This window comes from Amycolatopsis benzoatilytica AK 16/65 (assembly GCF_000383915.1).
In the GTDB taxonomy this organism is placed as follows: domain Bacteria; phylum Actinomycetota; class Actinomycetes; order Mycobacteriales; family Pseudonocardiaceae; genus Amycolatopsis; species Amycolatopsis benzoatilytica.
Genome location: NZ_KB912942.1, coordinates 4,718,484 through 4,738,913, shown reverse-complemented (window position 1 = coordinate 4,738,913; position 20,430 = coordinate 4,718,484). Strand labels below are relative to the sequence as shown.

Sequence of the window (20,430 nt, the reverse complement as noted above, 5' to 3'; positions counted from 1 at the left end):
TCGTGATGCGAGGGCAGCTACCGCCCATTCCGGCCTGTCCGTGAAGGGCCCCTTGAGGGAATCTAAGTCCCGGAAGGGGCCCTTCACGGACAGACCGGCAGGCCGCTTGGCGCGCACTGCCGGAGACAAGCTCCTAGCCAGGACGTCGTGCGCAGTTGTTGGGCTGCAGCGAGTTCCCCCCCCCCCCCCCCGCAGGGCTCGTGGCCTCACCCGTAGGCCGCCCGGTTTGCCGCACGGATCGCTGCGGCGTAGCCCGCGCCCAGGAGACCGTTGCGGGCCAACGCCGCGCGCGCGGCATTGGCTCCTGGCCCGCCGTGGACCGCGCCGCCGGGATGGGCTGCGGCACCGGCCAGGTACAGCCGGTCCACGGGCGTGTCGGCGCGGCCGAGGCCCGGCACGGGACGGAAGAGCAGCTGCTGGTGGATCGCTGTCGTGCCGCCGTTGATGGCGCCGCCGACGAGGTTGGCGTCGTGCGCGGCCAGCTCGGCCGGGCCTTGCACACTCCGGGCGAGCACCAAGTCCCGGAACCCGGGTGCGTTGTGCTCCACCGCCGCCTCGACGCGTTCTGCTTGCCGTTGCACCGTGGCGCGGTCGGCACCGCGGGGAAGGTGGGTGTAGGCCCAGACGGCCTCCGTGCCGGATGGAGACCTGGTCGGATCCGCAGTGGTCATCTGGCCCAGCAGCACGAACGGCTGTGCGGGCACCTGACCTTGGGTCAACGCCGCGCCGAACGCTGACAGCCCGTCCTCGTCGCAGCCCAGATGGACAGTGCCCGCGCCGCGAACGTCGGGTGCGGTCCACGGGATCGGCTCGGACAGCGCCCAGTCGACCTTGACCGTCGCGCTGTCCCACTCGAACGCCCGCAGGTCCGCGAGGAGCCGTGCGGGCAGCCACTCCGGCGAGACCAGGTCCCCGTACAGCGTTTCCGCGGTGACGTCGGCCAGGATCGCTTTGCGCGCCCGGATCGGCTCCCCGTCGACGCAGCGCACTCCGACCGCCGTGCCGCGCGCGACCAGCACCTCGCTCACCGGCATTCCGCAATGGACAGACCCGCCAGCGGATTCCAGCCTGCGCGCCAACGCAGCCGCCAGTTCGCTCGCGCCGCCTTCGGGCACCGGAAACCCGACGTCCTGGGCGAGCATTCCCAGCAGCCATCCGAACACCGCGCTGCCGGCGTTGTCGACCGACAGGTCGCTGTGCGCGGCGTTGCCGGCCAGCAGCAGCCGGGCGCCCTCGCCGTCGAAACGCTCGTGCGTGAAGCGGCGTGCGGGAAGCGTCATCATTCTCGCGAGCCGCAATGCTTCGGCTGGCCCGGTGCGACGCAGGAACCGCGCACCGGCGCGCACCGGGGGGAATGGGCTGAACAACGCATCCAGCAACTCGTCGCGCATCCCGCGCCACTGCGTGAAGAGGGAACCCCAGGAATCTCCGTCTCGGGGCGCGAACTGGGCGACCGAAGCGGCAGTGCGGTCGAGATCGCGCGAGAGGATCGCGCAACGGTTGTCGGGGAAAACGTGCGCGAGAGCGTCGGGAGCGTGGCACCAGCGCAGACCGTGCTCACCCAGGCCGAGCCCCTGCAACACCGGCGAAGCCATGCCGAGCGGGAAGAACGCGGCACAGAGGTCCGAGCGGAAGCCTGGTGCGGTGATCTCCTCGGTGCGCAGCGCCCCGCCTGGACGGGGCTGTTCTTCCAGCACGACGACATCCCAGCCGGCATCGGCGAGAAGGTTCGCGGCGACGAGGCCGTTGTGCCCGGATCCGATGACTATCGCGTCGGCGGTGTGCACGGTTTCAAGCCTGCGATTGACGGGTCGGGCGGCCCGTGCCCATAGCCTTCACCCGGCCGAGCAGACCGGGCCGGGAGACGGCTAGCGGGGCGGAGGCCGCGCCGTCGCCGCGGCGCAGACCTTCGACCAGGTCCCGGACCGCGTCCGCCGAGCTGTGCCGCGGGATCCAGCCGAGCACGAGGCGTGCCCGCGTGGCGTCGACGAGCGGGGCCTGATCGGCCAGCTCGAGCCAACCCGGGTGCAACGGCAGCAATCCGGCCAGCCACGCCGCGCGCGTCGCTGTCCGCGCGACCGGGTTCGTCACCGGCAGCCTGGTTCCACCCAGCACGTGCGCGAGCGCGGTCGAGTCGAGCACGTCGTCGGCGGCGATATTGAACGGGCCTACTGCCCGCTGGTCGAGCACCAGCCGCAACGCCTCGGCGAGGTCGTCCGCGTGGACGGCCTGCACCCGCAACCCGGCCCAAGCCGGTATCGGCAGGAACCGGCTGCCGATCAACCGGGGCGGCAGCGCCGGGCCGAGCGACCACCGGGCGAATTCTCCGGCTGCCTGCCGCTGCAGCACAGCGCATGGGCGCATCCGCGCGACGCGGATCTGCGGGTGCGCGGACACGAACTGGTCCAGCTCAGTCTCCAGCTCCGCCTTGCCCCGGCTGTACGCGCTGGCCGCGATCCCGTGGCACGGCCATTCCTCGCCGACCTTGTCGTCGCGGGGAGCCGGCGAGTATGCGGCGACCGAGGACGCGCAAACCAGATGCCCGACGCCAGCGTTCTGAACTGCTTCGAGGACGTTGGCGGTGCCGTCGGCGTTGGTGCGCGACATCGGCGGGTCCTCCCGCGCTGGCGAGACTCCCCAGGCCAGGTGGACGACCGCGTCCGCGCCGGCGAAAAGATCCGCTAACACCCGGTCCGCGCCCGGCTCGCCGATGTCCACCGAATGCCAGTCGGCGCGCGAATACGGCCCGACGGCGTGATCCGGGACCCGGCGCGCGACGCCGACGACCTCGTGGACGTCCTCCAGGCACCGCAGCAGCGCTGTGCCGACATTGCCGCTCGCCCCCGTGATCACGATCCGCATGCGCGTCGTTTACCCCTTGTGCGACGTCGGAAACACGGCGTCGCGAGCCTCGGGAGTGTTCTGCTGGTCGCGAGGAAGGAGGAGCGTTCGACGAGGGAAAGTGCGGCCGCGGGCCTGCTCGGCTCGCGGCAGGCAGTCAACGAGCCGCACGAGCAAGCGGCCCGGGTGCCGCCGCGGCGATTGTGGGCCGGACCGGCGGCAAACCCGCTGGGCGGCTTAGTACGTCACGGTGGACATCACGGGCGAACCGGGCGGCCCGCTGTCCGGCCGGCGGGGTTGTGATGAAGGACAACACCGCCGTCGCGGGGCGCTCTGAACGCCCGGTGGTTCGCGTGCTGGGTTTCAGCTGTGCAGTGCGCTGCCGGCCTGCCAGGCGTTCCAGCTGATGGCCCAGTCGCCGTGCCCGTTGTCGATGGCCAGCTGCGGGCCGCCCGAGTTGGTGATCTCGACGACGTCGCCGACGTTGAAGTTGTCGAAGAACCACTTGGCGTTCTCGGTGTTCATGTTGAGGCAGCCGTTGGAGACGTTGTCGCTGCCCTGCACGCCGACCGTTTTGAGGTTCTCGTGCAGGAATTCGCCGTCGTTGGAGATCCGGACGTCCCAGTTCTCCGGTGCCTTGTAGTAGCCGGGGTCGCCCTCGCACACGCCGTAGGTGCAGGAGTCCATGATCGTGTGGTCGACCTTGGCCAGCACGGTGTGCGTGCCGTTGAACGTCGGTGTCGGGCCCCGGGGCGGGGTGTCGACGGTCTTGCCCATGCTGATCGGCGCGGTTTTCACCAGCTGCCCGTTATGGAACGCGGTGATCTGGTGCGTCTTGCCGTCGGCCTTGGCGATCCAGGAGTCGTGCACCTTATAGGTGGCCGAGACGTCCTGGCCGCCGTACACGCCGCCCCCGATCGGCAGGCCGAAGGTGGTGGTCTCGAGCTTCACCGTCGAGCCCGCTTTCCAGTACTCCTTGGGCCGGAAGTGCACTTCGCGCTTGCTGACCCAGTACCAGCCGCCGTCCTGGGCGGGCGAGGAGGTCACCTTGAAGGACTTCTCCACGGTGGCCTTGTCGGTGATGTCGTGGTCGAACTTCAGGCCGATGACCAGACCGACGCCGAAATCGCCCGAAACCGGCTGAAAGAGAGACGGCGTGGCCACCCCGGCCGGCTTGACGGTGTGCACTTCCCCGCGCTGCTCGGTCGCCGCGCCCGCCTGGTTCACCGCAGTGGCGACCACCTGATAGGTCGCCCCGTAGCGAAGGCGGTCGTTGCTGGTCCAGGTCGTCTTGTCCGGCGAGAGATCGCCCGCGACACGGTTGCCGGTCTGCGGGTTCACGACCGTGACCGCCTGCAACGTGCCGCCCGACGCCTTGACGACGATCGGGTCCTTCGGGCTCAACTGGTCCGCGGGCGCGAACGCCACCGTCGCCGCCGGTACCGCGGGTGCTGTCGTGGTTCCGGTCGCTCCGGCTGCTCGCGCAGCCCCCACCAGGTCGTTCTGTCCACTGCAGGCAGCCAGCAGGAAGGCCGCCAAGCCGAGGCCGGCACTACGGATCACTCTCACGACCCCTCAGACGTTCCACCACTGCCCCGGGTTGCGTCACGATTCGATACTGCCGGGAACGTGACGCCACCTCGAAGACGATCAGATCAGTGATCACGATTCGGAGGAGCGGCACCCGGTGGCAAGCGATGCGAGGAACTTGCCGGGCACATCGCTACTCGGCGGCAGACAGTACGGTCGCGTAGTTGGCGACCGCGAGGCCGCCCATGTTGTGCACCAAGCCGACGCTGGGGCCAGGCAGTTGCATCGAGCCCGCGCGGCCGGACAGCTGCAGTGCGGCGAGGACGTGCTGGGAGACGCCGGTCGCGCCGACTGGGTGTCCCTTCGCCTTGAGGCCGCCGGAGACGTTGATCGGCAGCCGGCCGTCGGGGTGGACCCAGCCCTCGTCGATGGCGCGTCGTCCTTCTCCGGCAGGGGTGAGTCCGAGCATTTCGTAGGTGATGAGTTCTGCGATGGTGAAGCAATCGTGCACTTCGGCGAAGGACAGGTCGCCGACGCCGACGTCAGCCATCGCCAGCGCCGCCGCGACGGCTTCGCGGCCGCCGGCGAAGTCGGTGATGTCGCGCCGGGCGGGGTCGAGAAAGTCGTTCGCGTGGCCGAATCCCCGGATGGTGGCCAGAGCGGTGGCGGGCGATCGCCGCAGCACCAGCGCCGCAGCGCCATCGCTGACGAGCGAGCAGTCGGTGCGGCGGAGCCGGCCGGCCACGATCGGGTTCTTCTCCGACACCGTGGAGCAGAACTCGACACCGAAGTCCTTGCGCAGATGTGCCCACGGATTGGCGCAGCCGTTGCGGTGGTTCTTCGTGGCGATGGCGCCGAGGGCGTCGTCGAGCCAGGCGTCCGCACCGTGCCGTTCGGCGTACGCGTCGGCAACGTTGGCGAAGACACCGGCGAAGCCGGTCGGAGAGTCGGTTCCGGCGAGTTCGGGGTCGGCGCCCAGCAGCGCGGCGGCAACTTGCTGACCGCTGGCGTGCGTCATCTTCTCCACCCCGACGACGAGCACCGTGTCCGCGAGTCCGGACAGGATCGCCCGGATGCTTTGGTGCACCGCAGCGGATCCGGAAGCGCAAGCGTTTTCGACGCGGGTGGCGGGCTTGCCCCAGAGTCCCTCGTCTCCCCGGATCGGCAGCGACGAGGGGAAGGCGAACGGCGTCAGGCCGCTGTTGAACTGCGAGACGAAGACTTCGTCGACCTCGTCGGCCCCGATGCCGGCGTCCTTGAGCGCGGCCCGGGTGACTGTCTCGACGAGCGACGAGACGGTGTCGTCGGCGAGCCTGCCGAACGGAGTGTGCGCAGCACCGATGATGCCGATGTCCATGGGCAAGGAGGCGGCCCTCATGAGGTTCCTTCGGGGGTGAGTTGGAAGCGGCGGATCTTGCCGACGGAGGTCCGCGGCAGCTGGTCGACGAACGTCCACGTGCGTGGGCGGGCGGCGGGCGTCAGATTGCTGTCGGCCCAGGTTTCGAGCGTTTCGGCGGTCGGCGCGGCGGCCGGGTCCGCAGGAACTATGAAGGCGGCGGGCACGTGGTCGCGGATCGGGTCGGCGACGGCCACGACCGCGGCCTCGAGCACGCCGGGCGCTTCCGCGAGCGCGGCTTCCACCTCGGTCAGCGACACGTTCTCGCCGGCTACCTTGATCACGTCGTCCGATCGTCCGACGAAGGCGAGCTGGCCGTCCGGGCAGCGCCGGGCCAGGTCGCCGGTGCTCAGCCACGCCTGGCCGGCGCTCGGCGGCGCGATCGGCAACGGGGGGAACGCGCGCGCGTTCGCCTGGGGATTCTCGAGGTAGCCCGCGAACAGTTCGACGCCGCGACGACCGGCGACGGTGATGACCCCGGGTTCGCCGTCGGGCACCGGGGCGCCGGTCGCCGGATCGATCAGGCGCACCGCACGCCCGGCCACTGCGGTACCGATGCGCGCGGGGTCCGGGGCCTCGGCCGGGTTCGCGGTGACGACGGCGAGCGTCTCGGTCATGCCGTAGATCTGGCGCGGTGCGGTCCCGCACAGTTCGGCGAATCGGCGCCATTGTCCTTCGGCCAGGTTCTGGGCGAACCAGACGTGGCGGAGGCGGAGCCGCGGAGCGTCGTCGCGCAGCCGCGCCAGGATCATCCGGATCGGTGCGGCGAACAGGCTCGCATGGGTGGCGCCGAGTTCGGCGACCTCGTGCGGCCATCGGCTCGCGGTGAACCTGGCGGTGAGCGCCACCGAGGCGCCGACCGCGATCGCCGACGCGAAGCAGTAGTACTGCGCGTTGGCATGGAACAGGGGAAGGCACACGTACCACCGGTCGGACCGCGTCAGCCCGGCCAGCTGCGCCATGGTCGTCCTGGCGTAGGCGTAGTTGGCCTGAGTGAGTTCGACGCCTTTCGGTTCGGAGGTCGTCCCCGAGGTGAACATGACGGCGAGCCGATCCATCGGGTTCGCGGCCCGTCGCTCTCCGCCGGTCTCGGCGCCAGCGGCGGATGCATCCAGCAGCGGGCTGCCGGCGCGGAGGTCGCGGGCATCCTCGTGCAGCGCGATGACCTCGACCGCTTCCGGCAGCGCGGCGTCTTGTACGACCTCGAGGCGAGCTGCCGCGCAGATGGTCACGACCGGATCGATCCGGCCGGCCTGGCGCGCGATATCGCGGGCCGTGGATTCGGGGTCGACCGGCACGATCCAGGCGCCGAGACGGCTCGCCGCGAGCCAGAGGGCGACGAACGCCGGGCAGTTGCGCAAGACGAGGTGGACCGCACTGCCGTGCCCGACCCCGGCGCGGCGCAGCCGTGCGGCGACCGCATCCACCGTCTCGTCGAATTGGCCGTAACTCCAGCTCGTCCGCGCACCGTCGGCCCCCCGGAACAGCAGGAACGCGTGCTCGCCGTGATCGCGGACCGACTCCCGCCAAAGCGCTTCGAAGGTGTTCACGCGGTGATCCCGTAGGTGCTGATCTTGCGATACAGCGTCGACCGGGACATGCCGAGATGCGCCGCCGCGGCGACCCGGTTGCCGGACTGCTCGGCCAGCGCGGCGATGATCGCGTCCCGCTCGGCGCTTTCCAGCGGGGTGAGCGAGCGTCGCGACGTCGTGTGGCAGTAGGCCGGCAGGTCTTGCTCCTGGATCTCGCCGACGGGCCGCTTGCGCAGGGCGTGCTTCAGCGCCTCGCGCAGCTGGGTGACGTTGCGTGGCCAGGAGTAGCGGGCGATCAGCCGTTCGGCTCCGGGGCTCAGCCGCACGGTGCGGGCCGCCTCGAGTTCGCGCAGCACCATCGAGGTGATGGCCGGGATGTCCTCGCTGCGCAATCGCAACGGCGGGACGGCGACCGCCACCTCGAAGTGGCTCAGCAGTGAACGGAACGGCAGGTCGGAGTCCAGTGAGGCGTCCGACACCGTCGCCACGACCCGCGCTCCGACGTCCGCCCGCCGAGCGGCCGACAGCAGGGAATCGAGGTTCTCCGTTCCCTCGGTGTCTGCCTGGTCGAGGTTGCGGACGATCACCAGGGTCGACTCGGCTTGGCCCGCGAGCAGCGAGTCCAGGTCGTCCAGTTCGGGCCAGGTGTTGAGCTGACCGGCGTCGACCGACACGCTGCGGCCGCCGGGGAAGAGCAAGTGAAAGATCTCGGCGGCCAGAGTGAACTTGCCGGTGCCCGTCTCGCCCATCACCAACGCGGACTGGCCGTCCCCCAGCGCCTCGCGAAGCTCGTCGCACGCGCGTACCCACGCCGGGGAACGTCCGTCGGCGATGGTCTCCGGCGCGCGGGACAGCCCGCCCGCGATCTTCGAGGTGCGCTGGGTCGCGACCGCGATCTCCGGAAGCACATGCTCGGAGAAGATTTCGGCAGTTTCCGGTCGCTGGCTGGTGACCACCTCGGCGAGCACGACCATGCCGGCCAGTTCTCCGCCCGAGACGATTCGGGTGCCGCGGATGCGCACCACCCGGCCGCTCGGCAGTACGAAGGAGTCGGTGGCCTTGGCGTGCCGCCGCATCAGGAAACTCGCGTGGTTGCGAATGGTTTGCTGTTCCTGCGCGTCGAACATGGCTTGGGCGGGGTTGTTCGCCACGAAGATCGCTTCGCCGAACGCGAAGACCGCCTGGCGGGGTGCGCGCGAGGTCGCCTGCAGGTAGGTGTCGAAGATCGCCTGCTGCGACTGGCTCCGGTCCAGCAGCAAGTTGCGGCTGATGTCCGCCGCGGCACTCTTGACCAGGGTATGCATCAACGGTGACCAGGTCTGGGTCAGACAGGAGATGTCCACGACCCCTTCGACCCGGCCGGAGACCGGGTCGATGATCGGCGCGCCGGAACAGGCGAACGGCTGAAGTGCGTCCGTGAAGTGCTCCGGTCCCACGATGCTGATCGCCTGCCCTGCCTCCAGGACGGTGCCGACTCCGTTGGTGCCCACTGCCGATTCGGAGTAATTGAAGCCAGGGGCGAACTCGACGCGATCCAGCAGGCGCCCGACGCTCGAGGAGGAGTCGATGCGCTGGACGACGCGGGCTTTCTGGTCGGTCACCGCGATCACCAACGGGATGTCGGCCGCGTCCACGCCGATCCGCTGGAGCACCGGCCGCGCGCACCGCACGAGAAGCGACCCGGAATCGAACTCGGCGTCGTAGTCCGTCCGTGCGCTCTCGGTACGGACACCGGCGGCCTGGCTTCGCTCCCAGGAAGCCGCGAGGACGTCGGGCATGCCCGCGGCGCCGTCTCGTCCGCTGTCCAGGAAGTCGGCTCGGGCCGCGGCCACTCGCAGCAGGCGGTTCTCGGTGGTCGGCATAACTGGGATCCGGTCTGTCAGTGGCACCCCGCTGGGCCCCTTACCACACCCATGCTCCAGACGGCGGGGGTGATGCGCAAGCAATCGGCCTGTCCGCTTTTGGGACACCGGAGCCGGCTGGGACAGCTCCAGGCTGTGACAGGAATTACTTGCCCGACGTGGCCGGTGCAGAACGGCACCCCGCGACTCCGACGAGCGAAAGGACCAGGATGAACGCGCTCATCAACATCGACAACGGTGGCACGCTCACCGACGTCTGCCTCTGGGACGGCGACCGCTTCACCTTCGCCAAAACGCTGACGACGCCGCACGACCTTTCCGCTTGCCTGTTCGAGGGCATCGAAAAGGTTTCCGCGGCGCATTTCGGCGAGGCGGACACCGAGAAGCTGCTGCACCAGGCCAAGCACATCCGCTACTCGACCACCCAGGGCACCAACGCACTGGTCGAGCGGCGCGGCCCGATGATCGGCGTGCTCACGTCGATCCCCGGCCTGGACGGGCTGCTGCGGGCCACCGGACCGGCACAGGATCTCTTCGACGGTCTGGTCGGCGACCGGCTCGCGCGGATCGATTTCGAAGGTAGCGCCGAGACGATCGAATTCGAGGTCGTGCAGCTCGTCAACCGGCTGACGACCGCGGGTGCGGCGCGCGTCGTGGTCGCCTGTGCGAACCCGGCGGAGGAGCACCGGCTTCGCGAGGTGCTGCTGCGCAAGTTCCCCCGGCACTTGCTGGGCTCGATCCCGATCATTTACAGCTGGGATCTCGCCGGGGACCGCGACCACGCTCGGCGGGTGTGGTCCTGCGTCCTCAACGCTTTCCTGCACCCGACCATGGAGCGATTCCTGTACGGCGCCGAACGGCGGCTCAAGGAGTACCGGGTCACCAATCCGCTGCTGGTCTACCGCAATGACGGCGCTTCCTCGCGAGTGGCGAAGTCCATCGCGCTGAAGTCCTACTCGTCCGGCCCCCGCGGCGGACTCGAAGGCACCGCTGCGCTGGCCAGGGTCTACGGACTGAAGCACACGTTGATGATGGACATCGGCGGCACCACCACCGACGTCGGCGTCGTCGACGGCGACCAGGTCGCGGTTTCGCTGCGAGGCGAGATCCGCGGCGTGCCGATCTCCTACCCGATGAGCGACATCCACTCCGCGGGAGTCGGCGGTTCGTCGGTGATCAGCGTGCGCGACGGCGCGATCGCAGTCGGCCCGCGGTCGGTCGGCGCCGCCCCGGGCCCGGCTTGCTTCGGTTTCGGCGGCAAGGAAGCCACCATCACCGACGTCAACCTGCTGCTCGGCGTACTCGACGCCGACACCTATCTCGACGGCACCTTCACCTTGGACGCGGACCGATCCCGGGCGGCGATCAGCGAGACGGTCGCGCGGCCGCTGGGCATCAGCCTGGAGGAAGCACTGATCCGGATGGAGCAGGCGTACTTCGAAGCCGTTTCGGAGTCTTTTGCCGCCCTGGTGACACCGGACACCACACTGGCCGCCTTCGGCGGCGCCGGTCCGATGAGCGCGGCCGGTGCGGCTCGGCCGGCCGGAGTCCGGCGAGTGCTCATTCCTCGGACGGCGGCGGTTTTCTCCGCGGTCGGCATCTCGTTCTCCGATGTCGGGAAGACGTACGAGGTGCAGGTTCCGGAGGCGACCACCGAGGCCGCGGCAGCCACCCACGCGAACCTGCTGGTGCGAGCCGAGCGCGACATGTTCCAGGAGGGCTACGACCTCGAGGTCTGCGAGACCGCGTGGGATCTGGTCATCGAGGAAAGCGACGGCACCCACGTCGCGACATCGGGATACAACGCAGGTGATCCCGTCGACGAGCCCGGTCGAAGCCTGTCGCTGCGACTGACGGTCACGGCTCCGCTCGGGCATCCCGAGCTGTCGAAAGACACCCCGGTGGCCGAATCGCCCGCGGCCGTCGCGCGAACGCGTGAAGTGCGCAGTGCGCCCGACCGGGTCGAAGCAATTCCGGTGCACGTTCTCGACGACCTGCCGGCGGGCGCCGCCGGTGCCGGTCCGGCGATTGTGGAAGGCCCGTTCTTCACCGCGCGCGTCCTGCCCGGCTGGACGTTCCGGGTCACCGCGGCCGGCGACCTCCTCCTCGAAGACACCCTCTGATCCCCATTCCGAAAGGAGCATTCCCATGCGCGTCCCGATGACCGAGTACCTGGTGATCGACCTGGACACCGAACGATGGGTCTGCCGCGTCTGCTCGCAGGACATCGGCTCGGCCCACGGCAACTACAAGGCCGGAACGCTCGTGTACGACCGCGACCCGCGCGAGATCCACCAGCCGATCATCGACCCGAACCGGTACGAGTACACCTTCAGCCCGGACCCGGCGTACTGCCGGATCCTGGAGTACTACTGCCCCGGCTGCGGCACCCAGATCGAAGCGGAGTACCTGCCGCCGGGCCACCCGCCGACCGTCGACCTGGTCATCGACGTCGCCGCCCTGCGTGCGCAGTGGGAGGCGCGCGGCGTCGACGCCGAGGAAGTCCACAACTACGGCCCTGGCGACGACGCCCAGAAGTACACGGCCGCCCTCAAAGAAATCGGCCACGTCCGCTGATCCGGACCGACCACTGACCCAAGGAGTCACGCATGCGGCGCATTTCCGTCGACATCGGCGGTACGTTCACGGACTGCTTCTTCGTCTGGGACGACCACTACATCGACGCCAAGGCACTGACCACTCACCACAACCTCGCCCTCGGCTTCAACGAGGCCCTCGACCTGGCCTGCCAGCGAGCCGGGCTGGACCGCGCCACCGTGCTGTCCGAGGTCGACTCGGTGCGCTACGCCACCACACTGGGCACCAACGCGCTCATCGAGCGCAAGGGCCCGAAGGTCGCGGCGATCGTCACGCACGGCTTCGAGGACACCATCCCGCTGTCTCGCGGTCGCGGATACGGCGAGGGCCTGGACGACTCGATGCAGCAGAACCTGCCGGCGGCCGAGCGTCCCGAGCCACTGGTTCCCCGGTCGATGATCCGCAGCATCAAGGAGCGCGTGAACTCCGCCGGCAAGGTCGTCGTTCCGCTTGATCCAGAGGACGTCCGCAAGACCGTCCGCGACCTCGTCAACGCGGGCGCCGAGGCGATCGTCGTTTCCCTGGTGAACGCGACCGAGAACCCGTCGCACGAACTCGCGGTGCAGGAGATCATCCTCGACGAATTCCCGGCGCACGAGCTCGGGGCGATCCCGGTCCTGCTGGGGCACCAGGTCTCCGGCCGCAAGGGCGAGTACGTCCGCTCGACCTCGACCATCATCGACGGATTCCTGCACGAGATCATGTTCCACGCGCTCACGCAGCTGTCGAACAACCTGCGCGAGTTCGGCTACGACAAGCCGATGCTGGTGATCCACAACTCCGGCGGCATGGCCCAGATGAACTCGACCGACGCGCTGCAGACGATCCATTCCGGCCCGATCGCCGGCGTCGGCGCGGCGGAGCACCTGTCGACCGAGACCGGCCTCGGCCATGTCATCTCCACCGACATGGGCGGTACCTCGTTCGACATCGGCCTGGTGCCCGAGGGCGGCGTCAAGCACTACGACTTCCTGCCGACCATCGACCGGTGGCTGGTGTCGGTGCCGATGGTCCACCTCGACACCCTCGGCGCCGGCGGCGGATCCGTCGCCTCGTACGACCGGATCTACAACGCGATCAAGGTCGGCCCGGAGTCGGCCGGCTCGAACCCCGGCCCGGCCTGCTACGACCGGGGCGGCGTGCGCCCGACGGTCACCGACGCCGACCTGCTGCTCGGCTATCTGGATCCGGACAACTACGCCAACGGCTACATCAAGCTGAACCCGAAGCGGGCCGAGTTCGCGATCGAGGAGACGCTGTGCGACCCGCTGGACCTGGACGTCGTCGAAGTGTGCCGGATCATCAAGGACAGCGTCGACGAGCAGATGGCGATCGGCATCGGAAAGGAGCTCCGGGTCCGGGGATACCTGCCCGAAGACTTCACGATGCTCGCCTACGGCGGCAACGGGCCGCTGCACGCGTGCGGTATCGCCCGGCACGCCGGCATCAAGCGGGTGCTCGCCCCGCCGTTCTCGTCGGTGTTCTCCGCCTGCGGCGCCGGCAACATGAAGCAGCTGCACTTCCACGAGCGCGGCGTGCACGTCACGATGTACAACGCCACCAGCCGGGCGCTGTACGAGGACTACGAGGAGTTCAACTCGATCGTCGCGGAACTGGAAGCCCGCGGCCGCGAGGACCTCGTCCGGCAGGGCTTCCCGGCCGCGGACGTCAAGCACCGCCTTGAGCTGGACATGCGGTACGGCAACCAATTGCTGACTCAGGCGGTCGCGCTCAACGACTTGACCCGAATGAACGGCGTCGGCGACGTGCTCGCGATGATCCGCGTCTTCGGCGACGTCTACAGCCACCGTTTCGGTGCGTCCTCGGCCGCGCCGGAAGCCGGGATTCGCTGCAACACGATCCGGGTGGCCTCCTATGTCGACGGCGATGTCGTCAACTTCGAGTCCCTCGACAGCGGCGGAACCCGTACCGCGCCGGTGCCGGTGAGCCACCGCCCGGTCCACTTCATCGGCCACGAGGCTCCGCTGGAGACCCCGGTCTTCGACCAGAGCGTGCTCACCGCGGACAGCGTCATCCCCGGCCCGGCGATCGTGACGACGGAGAACACCACGTTCCTGGTCGAGCCCGGCTGGCGGTTGGAGCCGACCGGACAGGGCGCGGTCTGGTTCCTGCAGGACTGACCCGAGCGAGATTTGAAGGAGTTATCGAAATGACCGCAGTGCACGGCAAGCCCGACAACGCCCTCTCCGCGCAGGAGCAGGAGTGGGTCGACGAGTTCATGGACGAGACCACGCTGTTCCTCGGCCCGGACCCGGCGATCATGCGTGATCACAGCATCTCCGCCCGCACCGACCACGAGGAGCTGGCGATCAGCGCGGGCGTGGACCGGCTGCAGGCGGAGCGGATCCGCAAGCGCATCGCCGGCGCCCTCGACGAGGGCTACGAAATGTGCGAGGCGCAGGGCGCCGCGCCGGGCGCCAAGTGGGGCGACCTCACGACCGCGATCTACACCGCGTCCGGTGACGTCTCCTACCTGTCCTGCCACGGGGTGATCGCGTTCAGCGCGATCCTGCACCATCCGATCCGGTACATCATGAAGTACTGGAAGGACGAGCCCACCGTGGGCATCAAGGCGGGCGACGGCTTCATCCACAACGACGCCCGGTTCGGGAACATCCACAACACCGACCAGTCGATGATCATGCCGATCATCCGCGACGAGCAGATCATCGCGTGGGTCGCGGCCACCATCCACGAGGGCGAGAACGGCGCGTGCGAGCCGGGCGGCATGCCCTCGGGCTCGGAAACCCCGTTCGACGACGGTCTGCGGATGAGCCCGTTCAAGATCGTCGAGCAGGGCGAACTGCGCCGGGATCTGCTCACCTTCCTGCAGCATTCGGTCCGCGACCCCAAGCTCCAACTGGCCGACCTGAAGGTGAAGATCACCGCGGTCAACAAGATCATCGAGCGCATCGACAAGGTGATCGAGGAAGTCGGCGTCGACACCTTCGTCGCGGCCCTGCGGACCACGGTCGAGGACGTCGACATGGAGGTGCGGCGCCGCATCGGCGAGCTGCCGGACGGCACCTACCGTCTCGACCAGTTCAACGACAGCACCCTGAAAGAGAACATCCTGCACAAGTTCGCCTGCGAGATCACGATCAAGGGCGAACACATGACCGTCGACCTGCGCGGTACCGGTCCGGAGATCCTGAACCGGGCGATCAACTCCCCGCTCTGCTCGGTCAAGTCGATGTTCATGCAGGCAATCCTCGCCTTCTGGTGGCCCGACCTGCCTCGCTGCACCTCGGCGATGAGCTGCATCGAGATCATCTCCGAAGAGGGCACCTGGGCCGACGCCTCCTACGACGCGCCGATGGGGCAGTCGTTGCAGGCATCGTTCCGCGGTTTCTCGGCCTTGCAGGCGCTCTACAGCCGGATCTCGTTCTCGACGCCGAACAAGTACAGCAACGTGGTCGCGAACTGGTTCAACCAGATCAACACCTTCCTGTGGGGCGGCGTCACCCAGCACGGGGACATGGTGGGCAACCTCTGCGCCGACCTCAACGGCATGCCGGGCGGCGCGAAGCCGTTCCGCGACGGCGAAGACGCCGTGTCCCCGTTGTTCTGCGCCATGGCCGACACCGCCGAGCAGGAGGTGATGGAAGAGGAGGTGCCGTTCATGCAGCTCGTCTCCAAGCGCCTGGTCCGCGACAACATGGGCTTCGGCAAGTTCACCGGCGGCATGGGCTACGAAATGATCGTCGCCGCCGAAGGGACCCCTGCCTGGGGCTTCATGACGGTGACGTCCGGGGCGAAGTTCTCCTCCATCTACGGCATGTACGGCGGCTACGGCTGCGGCACGTATCCGCTCGCGATGGTCAAGGGCACCAACGTCTACGAGCACCTGCGCAACGACCCGTCGAAGTTCGACCTGTCCATCGAGAAGGTCATGAACGAACGTCCTTTCGAGGAAGGCCGCTACTCGACCTACCACATGGGGCTGCAGTTCGAACTCGCCCGGGACGGCGAGCTGTACATGATCTCGCAGGGCGCCGGCGGCGGGTATGGCGATCCGCTTGAGCGTCTCGCCGAATCGGTCGTCAAGGACGCCGAGCTCGGCCGGATCAGCCAGAAGGTCGCCGAGGAGATCTTCGGCGTCCGCTACGACCCGGAGACCTTCCGAACCGACGCCGCGGCCACCGAACAGGCCCGTGCCGAGGCCCGGCAGGCCCGCTTGCAGCGCGGCAAACCGTACGCCGAGTTCATCAAGGAGTTCGTCAAGCCCGAGCCGCCGAAGGACCTCCTCTACTACGGCTCGTGGGGCGACACCGAGGACATCACGGCGACCGTCTTCACCATCGACGGCGCGGAGCGCGTCGTGGCACCGCTCAAGCAGCTGCCGCTGATCAACATCCCCGATCGGCGCGAACTGAAAATCGCCCGGCTCGAGGCACGCGTGCTCGAACTCGAGGACAAGCACGGCGAGGAGGTACACCGCCTTGCCTGACCCGGCTTCCCGCGGTGGGGCGGCGGCTCCAGACGCTGCCGCCCCGCCCGGCCAGCCACCCGCGATTGACCAGATAAGGAGAGACGCTCATGGCCGTGCGGCTAGACAACCTCGTCGCGGCACCACCGAGCGGACGCCAGCGTGCGCTGCTGCTCGATTCCGATGACTACGCGACCGCGGTCGTTCGGCAGGGGAGTCCCATCCCGTGGGGCGAACTCGCGGCGTTCACCGGGTTCGTCGGCCAGGTCAACGCGTTGCTGTCGCCGGACGCGACCTGGATCGACGGCGGTGCGTTCTACGCGGATCGGCTGGCCGCGAACCCGGATCTCGGCCAGGCGATGGGCGCACGTTCTCGCACCGGCTACGCGCTCCGGACACTGCTCGGCGACCCGGACGGCATCGAGCAGCTAGTGCGCGCGGGCGAGACGGTCGGCAGCGCCACGCGCCGCCCGCTGGTGCTGGCGTGCCCGTCGCCGGGGCGCTGGCTTGCCCTTGCCCAGCACCTGGCGGCCAAGCCGGTGGCCGAGGTGGACCCCGACGCCGCGGACACCGCGTCGATGTACATCGCCCAGTGGCTGGGCAAGCTCGGCGCGTTGCCGGTGGCGTTGGTCGTCTTCGACGCCCGCGGCGGGGCCGGCGGCGCGGCGATCGCGCCCGAGTCGCTTGCCGCCTACACCTCGATCACGAACGTCGCCGACCATCTTGGCTGGACCGTCGCGCTGTGGACGACGGACGGCGTCGAGACGCGGGGGGAGACGGTGTTCGGCGTCGTGCCCAGCGAGTACTGGACCGACGGCGGGGCCTTGCCCGACGGAGATGTACTGCTGGCCACGATCCCGCGCGACGCGACACCCGAGCGGGTGCTCGAACAGCTCGGCCGGATCGACTGAGGAGGCGACCCGATGGACAAGACCGTGGACACCGCGGCCGAGGCCGTACGCGCGGTCCAGGATTCGATGATGCTTGCCAGCGGCGGGTTCGGCATCTGCGGCATCCCAGCCGTCCTGTTGCAGGCGCTCGCCGAACGCGGCAGCCGCGATCTCACCGTTGTCTCGAACAACTGCGGAACTGTCGGCGTCGGCAATTCGCTTTTGCTGGAGAATCGCCAGATTCGCCGCCTGATCGCGTCTTACGTGGGCGAGAACAAGGAACTCGAACGCCAGTACCTGGCCGGCGAGGTCGAGATCGAGCTGAACCCGCAGGGCACGCTCGCGGAGCGGCTGCGGGCCGGCGGCACCGGCATCGCGGCGTTCTACACGCGCAGCGGAGTCGGCACCCAGGTCGCCACCGGCGGCCTGCCGATCCGCTACTCGGCCGATGGCGCCGTCGCGCTGGCCTCGGCCGCCAAGCCGACTGAGACGTTCGCCTGGGACGGGAACGAACGCGAGTTCGTCCGGGAAGAGGCGCTGCGCCCCGACGTGGCGTTTGTGCGCGCGTACAAAGGCGACCGGCACGGCAACCTGGTGTTCCGCCGGGCCGCGCGCAACTTCAATCCATTGTGCGCGATGGCAGCGAAGGTGACGATCGCCGAGGTCGAGCACCTCGTCGAGGCCGGCGGGCTGGAGCCCGACGAGATTCACCTGCCCGGCGCGTTCGTGCAGCACGTCCTGCCGCTGTCCGCGGCCGAGGCGGCGCGCAAGGGAATCGAGCGGCGCACCGTGCGTGTTCAGCCGCAGGCAGGGGTTTGAAATGGCATGGACTCGCGACGAACTCGCCGCACGGGCCGCGCGGGAACTGCGCGACGGCGATTACGTCAACCTGGGCATCGGCCTGCCGACCCTCGTCCCGGCGCACGTTCCGGACGGTGTGCAGATCGTGCTCCAGTCCGAGAACGGCATCCTCGGATTCGGGGACTATCCCGTTGAGGGCGAAGAGGATCCCGACCTCATCAATGCCGGCAAGGAGACGGTCACCACCCTGCCTGGCGCGAGCTTCTTCGACTCCGCCTTGAGCTTCGGCATGATCCGCAGCGGCAAGATCGCCGTCGCGATCCTCGGCGGCATGCAGGTCAGCGAACGCGGCGACCTGAGCAACTGGGTCGTTCCGGGCAAGCTGATCAAGGGCATGGGCGGCGCCATGGACCTGGTCCACGGCGCTGGCCGGGTGATCGTGTTGATGGAGCACCGGGCTCGCGACGGATCACCGAAGATCCTGCGGGAGAACACGCTGCCCCTCACCGGGCGCGGCGTTGTCGATCGCATCATCACGGACCTGGCCGTCATCGACGTCGCGCCGGACGGGCTCCGGCTGATCGAGACCGCTCCTGGGGTAACGGCCGAGGACGTTCAGCTCGCCACTGATGCGCCCCTCATCCTGCGGCCGCTCGCCACGACGATCGGCGACGAGGTGCCGCGCCTGTCGGAAGGGATCGCACGCGGGCATTGAGAACAGCAGCGTGGCGGGCACTGTCCGAAGCGGACGGTGGGCGATGTGGTCGGCTCCGATGCGCGTCGCCATCGCGCGCATTTGTCGGCGGTGCCCGCCCGTGACGTGTTGGGACGGGCACCGCGTGCGGGCGCGGAAGCTACATCAGGTAGAAGTCGGAGTAGTGGTCCGGCGAGTAGTACCACGTGTCGGCGGAAATGTCGTGAATGATGCGGTAGGCGTCGCGATGCGCACCGCAGGAACGTTCGTAGACGTCGTACTCGTAGTAGGTGTCTCCGGATGGCAGTTGACCGTCGTTGTTGTAGTACTGGCCGCCGGCAAAGGAACAGCTGCCGTCGGGCAGGTCGTACCAGCCGCGACTGGTCGGATCGCCCAGCGAGTTCCAGGTCTGCTCGGCGGTGTAGGCGTCGGAGCAGCCCGAAATGGTGCAGGAGCCGTACGTGCTGGCTTGAGCCGGGGCGGTGCCCATGGCCAGGCCGAGGCCGACGACGGCCGGCAAGAGCAGGGCGGCGATGCGCTTCCTCATGACGGTGCTAACCCTTCCCGCGCGATATCGACGAAACGCCAACGCTCCGAGAGGTGCGCTGCCGTGGCTTGATCACCCGATCAAGCCACGAACGATCATGCGCCGCAGGCCTTGCCGCCATGGTGAATTGAAGATGAAAACTTCTCGTCTTCGGTCTTCCGCGTCGGCCAGGTGCTTGCCTGGAAGGTGCGCAATGTCGGCAAAGTGTGGTTGGCGCGCATGCGTCGCCTCAGCACGGCCGGATGGAATCCAGCGGCCGCTTGAGCGATACGACGATCGATGCGGTGCTCGGCAAGGGCCTCACTGGCATACTCGCCCCAAGCCGGCGGGAGCACGAGGTGGTGACGGACCCGGTGTCGTGGACGGAAGAGATCCGGTCGATCATCGACCAGGAGCACGTGAACGGCGGGCCGTTCTGGTCCCGTGCGGACGGGAACCTGCACGCTCCGGCCGGGTTCTCGATGTTGCTCGTGCTGAACGTCCTCGGCGAGCTCGGCGGCACTGCCGAGAGCGACCCGGTGCTCGCCGGGGCCGTTGACCTGCTGTTCCAGAACCAGGCCGAGGACGGCGCTTTCCGGTACTCGCCGACCAGCGGCAAGCTCGCCTGTATCACCGGGCAGGCGCTCGCCGGACTAGCGCGACTCGGGCTCGCCGGCGACGCGCGCGCGGAAGCCGGGTACCGGTGGCTGCTCGACGGCCGGTGCAACGACGGCGGCTGGCGTTGCCCGACGGTCCGGCTGGGCAACTCGCCCGAGACCGACGCGAGCAATCCCGGTGCCACTCTTTTCGTTCTCGACGCGTTTCGCTTCCGTCGCAACACGGCCGAGGACGAGGAGGTTCTCGGCAAGGGAGTCGACTCTCTGCTGCGCCACTGGGAGACGCGGATTCCGCTGGGGCCGTGCGCGTTCGGCATCGGCAGTCGCTTCGCGAAGGTCGAGTACCCTTTCTGGCGCTACAACCTCTTCTACTACGTCTACGTGCTGTCCCACTACCGGCGCGCCCGAGCCGACCAGCGTTTCGTCGATGCACTCGAACAGCTCCGCACCCACACCAACCACGACGGCGTCGTCGTGGACGCACCGCCACGCGCCTGGCAGAGCTTCCGGTTCGCTCGCAGGGGAAAGCCCAGCGCGCTGGCGACCGATCGCTGGCTGGAGATTCAGCGGAACCTGGGCACGTAGTACCCCGGCGTCTCGTTGCCGACCCGGGAGGCGTAACGCGTGCCTCGGTCGGGGCGACCTCAAGGCAAGGTGTCTGCTCGCAGCAGGCCGCACGCGCGGCAGGCAGGA

15 protein-coding genes are annotated in these 20,430 nt (G+C 68.8%); 8 read left to right on the top strand and 7 right to left on the bottom strand.

The window, feature by feature from the left end; translation table 11 throughout:
- Positions 1-206 precede the first annotated feature (206 nt).
- The 6 genes from AMYBE_RS0121740 to AMYBE_RS0121715 form a co-directional block, all read right to left on the bottom strand.
- Positions 207-1,787 carry a phytoene desaturase family protein gene (locus AMYBE_RS0121740; RefSeq protein ID WP_020661500.1) on the bottom strand — a complete coding sequence of 527 codons (1,581 nt, stop codon included), beginning with the start codon at positions 1,785-1,787 and terminating at the stop codon, positions 207-209.
- A 4-nt stretch (positions 1,788-1,791) separates the two neighbouring features.
- Positions 1,792-2,862 carry an NAD-dependent epimerase/dehydratase family protein gene (locus AMYBE_RS0121735; protein ID WP_020661499.1) on the bottom strand — a complete coding sequence of 357 codons (1,071 nt, stop codon included), beginning with the start codon at positions 2,860-2,862 and terminating at the stop codon, positions 1,792-1,794.
- Positions 2,863-3,204: 342 nt separating this feature from the next.
- Positions 3,205-4,404: a L,D-transpeptidase gene (locus AMYBE_RS0121730; RefSeq protein WP_027927878.1), complete on the bottom strand. Its 1,200-nt coding sequence runs from the start codon at positions 4,402-4,404 to the stop codon at positions 3,205-3,207.
- Between the two features lie 160 nt (positions 4,405-4,564).
- Positions 4,565-5,749, bottom strand: a complete 1,185-nt coding sequence (locus AMYBE_RS0121725) for a thiolase domain-containing protein (protein ID WP_034287166.1) — start codon at positions 5,747-5,749, stop codon at positions 4,565-4,567.
- On the bottom strand, positions 5,746-7,317 hold the full coding sequence (locus AMYBE_RS0121720; RefSeq protein WP_020661496.1) for a class I adenylate-forming enzyme family protein: 1,572 nt from the start codon (positions 7,315-7,317) through the stop codon (positions 5,746-5,748). The genes AMYBE_RS0121725 and AMYBE_RS0121720 overlap by 4 nt, the downstream gene beginning before the upstream one ends.
- Positions 7,314-9,161, bottom strand: coding sequence for a sigma-54-dependent Fis family transcriptional regulator (locus tag AMYBE_RS0121715; RefSeq protein WP_020661495.1), 1,848 nt, complete (start codon positions 9,159-9,161; stop codon positions 7,314-7,316). The genes AMYBE_RS0121720 and AMYBE_RS0121715 overlap by 4 nt, the downstream gene beginning before the upstream one ends.
- 209 nt (positions 9,162-9,370) lie before the next feature.
- Between AMYBE_RS0121715 and AMYBE_RS0121710 the strand changes: the two genes are divergently transcribed.
- The 7 genes from AMYBE_RS0121710 (at position 9,371) to AMYBE_RS0121680 (ending at position 18,615) form a co-directional block, all read left to right on the top strand.
- Positions 9,371-11,284: a hydantoinase/oxoprolinase family protein gene (locus AMYBE_RS0121710; protein ID WP_020661494.1), complete on the top strand. Its 1,914-nt coding sequence runs from the start codon at positions 9,371-9,373 to the stop codon at positions 11,282-11,284.
- Between the two features lie 25 nt (positions 11,285-11,309).
- Complete coding sequence (locus AMYBE_RS0121705; protein WP_020661493.1) at positions 11,310-11,738, top strand: acetone carboxylase subunit gamma; 429 nt, start codon at positions 11,310-11,312, stop codon at positions 11,736-11,738.
- 32 nt (positions 11,739-11,770) lie between these two features.
- A complete protein-coding gene (locus AMYBE_RS0121700; protein ID WP_020661492.1) occupies positions 11,771-13,900 on the top strand; it encodes a hydantoinase/oxoprolinase family protein in 2,130 nt (709 codons plus the stop codon).
- A gap of 29 nt (positions 13,901-13,929) precedes the next feature.
- Complete coding sequence (locus tag AMYBE_RS0121695) at positions 13,930-16,230, top strand: hydantoinase B/oxoprolinase family protein (RefSeq protein WP_020661491.1); 2,301 nt, start codon at positions 13,930-13,932, stop codon at positions 16,228-16,230.
- 89 nt (positions 16,231-16,319) lie between these two features.
- The gene (locus AMYBE_RS0121690; protein WP_020661490.1) at positions 16,320-17,120 is read left to right on the top strand and encodes a hypothetical protein; all 801 of its coding nucleotides are present in this window, start codon (positions 16,320-16,322) and stop codon (positions 17,118-17,120) included.
- Positions 17,121-17,132: 12 nt separating this feature from the next.
- Positions 17,133-17,918, top strand: coding sequence for a CoA transferase subunit A (locus AMYBE_RS0121685; protein ID WP_020661489.1), 786 nt, complete (start codon positions 17,133-17,135; stop codon positions 17,916-17,918).
- Between the two features lies 1 nt (position 17,919).
- Entirely contained in the window at positions 17,920-18,615 is a 696-nt protein-coding gene (locus AMYBE_RS0121680) for a 3-oxoacid CoA-transferase subunit B (RefSeq protein ID WP_020661488.1), read from the top strand.
- 139 nt (positions 18,616-18,754) lie between these two features.
- Here the strand turns inward: AMYBE_RS0121680 and AMYBE_RS0121675 are convergent, their stop codons facing one another.
- Positions 18,755-19,141: a ribonuclease domain-containing protein gene (locus AMYBE_RS0121675; RefSeq protein WP_020661487.1), complete on the bottom strand. Its 387-nt coding sequence runs from the start codon at positions 19,139-19,141 to the stop codon at positions 18,755-18,757.
- 260 nt (positions 19,142-19,401) lie between these two features.
- Between AMYBE_RS0121675 and AMYBE_RS0121670 the strand changes: the two genes are divergently transcribed.
- Positions 19,402-20,322, top strand: coding sequence for a prenyltransferase/squalene oxidase repeat-containing protein (locus AMYBE_RS0121670; protein ID WP_154676269.1), 921 nt, complete (start codon positions 19,402-19,404; stop codon positions 20,320-20,322).
- The last annotated feature ends 108 nt before the right edge of the window (positions 20,323-20,430 follow it).

Coding starts and splice junctions, on each gene's coding strand:
- AMYBE_RS0121735 (WP_020661499.1), bottom strand. CDS start 2,862: ATGCGGATCGTGATCACGGGGGCGAGCGGCAATGTCGGCACAGCGCTG.
- AMYBE_RS0121725 (WP_034287166.1), bottom strand. CDS start 5,749: ATGAGGGCCGCCTCCTTGCCCATGGACATCGGCATCATCGGTGCTGCG.
- AMYBE_RS0121715 (WP_020661495.1), bottom strand. CDS start 9,161: ATGCCGACCACCGAGAACCGCCTGCTGCGAGTGGCCGCGGCCCGAGCC.
- AMYBE_RS0121710 (WP_020661494.1), top strand. CDS start 9,371: ATGAACGCGCTCATCAACATCGACAACGGTGGCACGCTCACCGACGTC.
- AMYBE_RS0121705 (WP_020661493.1), top strand. CDS start 11,310: ATGCGCGTCCCGATGACCGAGTACCTGGTGATCGACCTGGACACCGAA.
- AMYBE_RS0121700 (WP_020661492.1), top strand. CDS start 11,771: ATGCGGCGCATTTCCGTCGACATCGGCGGTACGTTCACGGACTGCTTC.
- AMYBE_RS0121695 (WP_020661491.1), top strand. CDS start 13,930: ATGACCGCAGTGCACGGCAAGCCCGACAACGCCCTCTCCGCGCAGGAG.
- AMYBE_RS0121690 (WP_020661490.1), top strand. CDS start 16,320: ATGGCCGTGCGGCTAGACAACCTCGTCGCGGCACCACCGAGCGGACGC.
- AMYBE_RS0121685 (WP_020661489.1), top strand. CDS start 17,133: ATGGACAAGACCGTGGACACCGCGGCCGAGGCCGTACGCGCGGTCCAG.
- AMYBE_RS0121680 (WP_020661488.1), top strand. CDS start 17,920: ATGGCATGGACTCGCGACGAACTCGCCGCACGGGCCGCGCGGGAACTG.
- AMYBE_RS0121675 (WP_020661487.1), bottom strand. CDS start 19,141: ATGAGGAAGCGCATCGCCGCCCTGCTCTTGCCGGCCGTCGTCGGCCTC.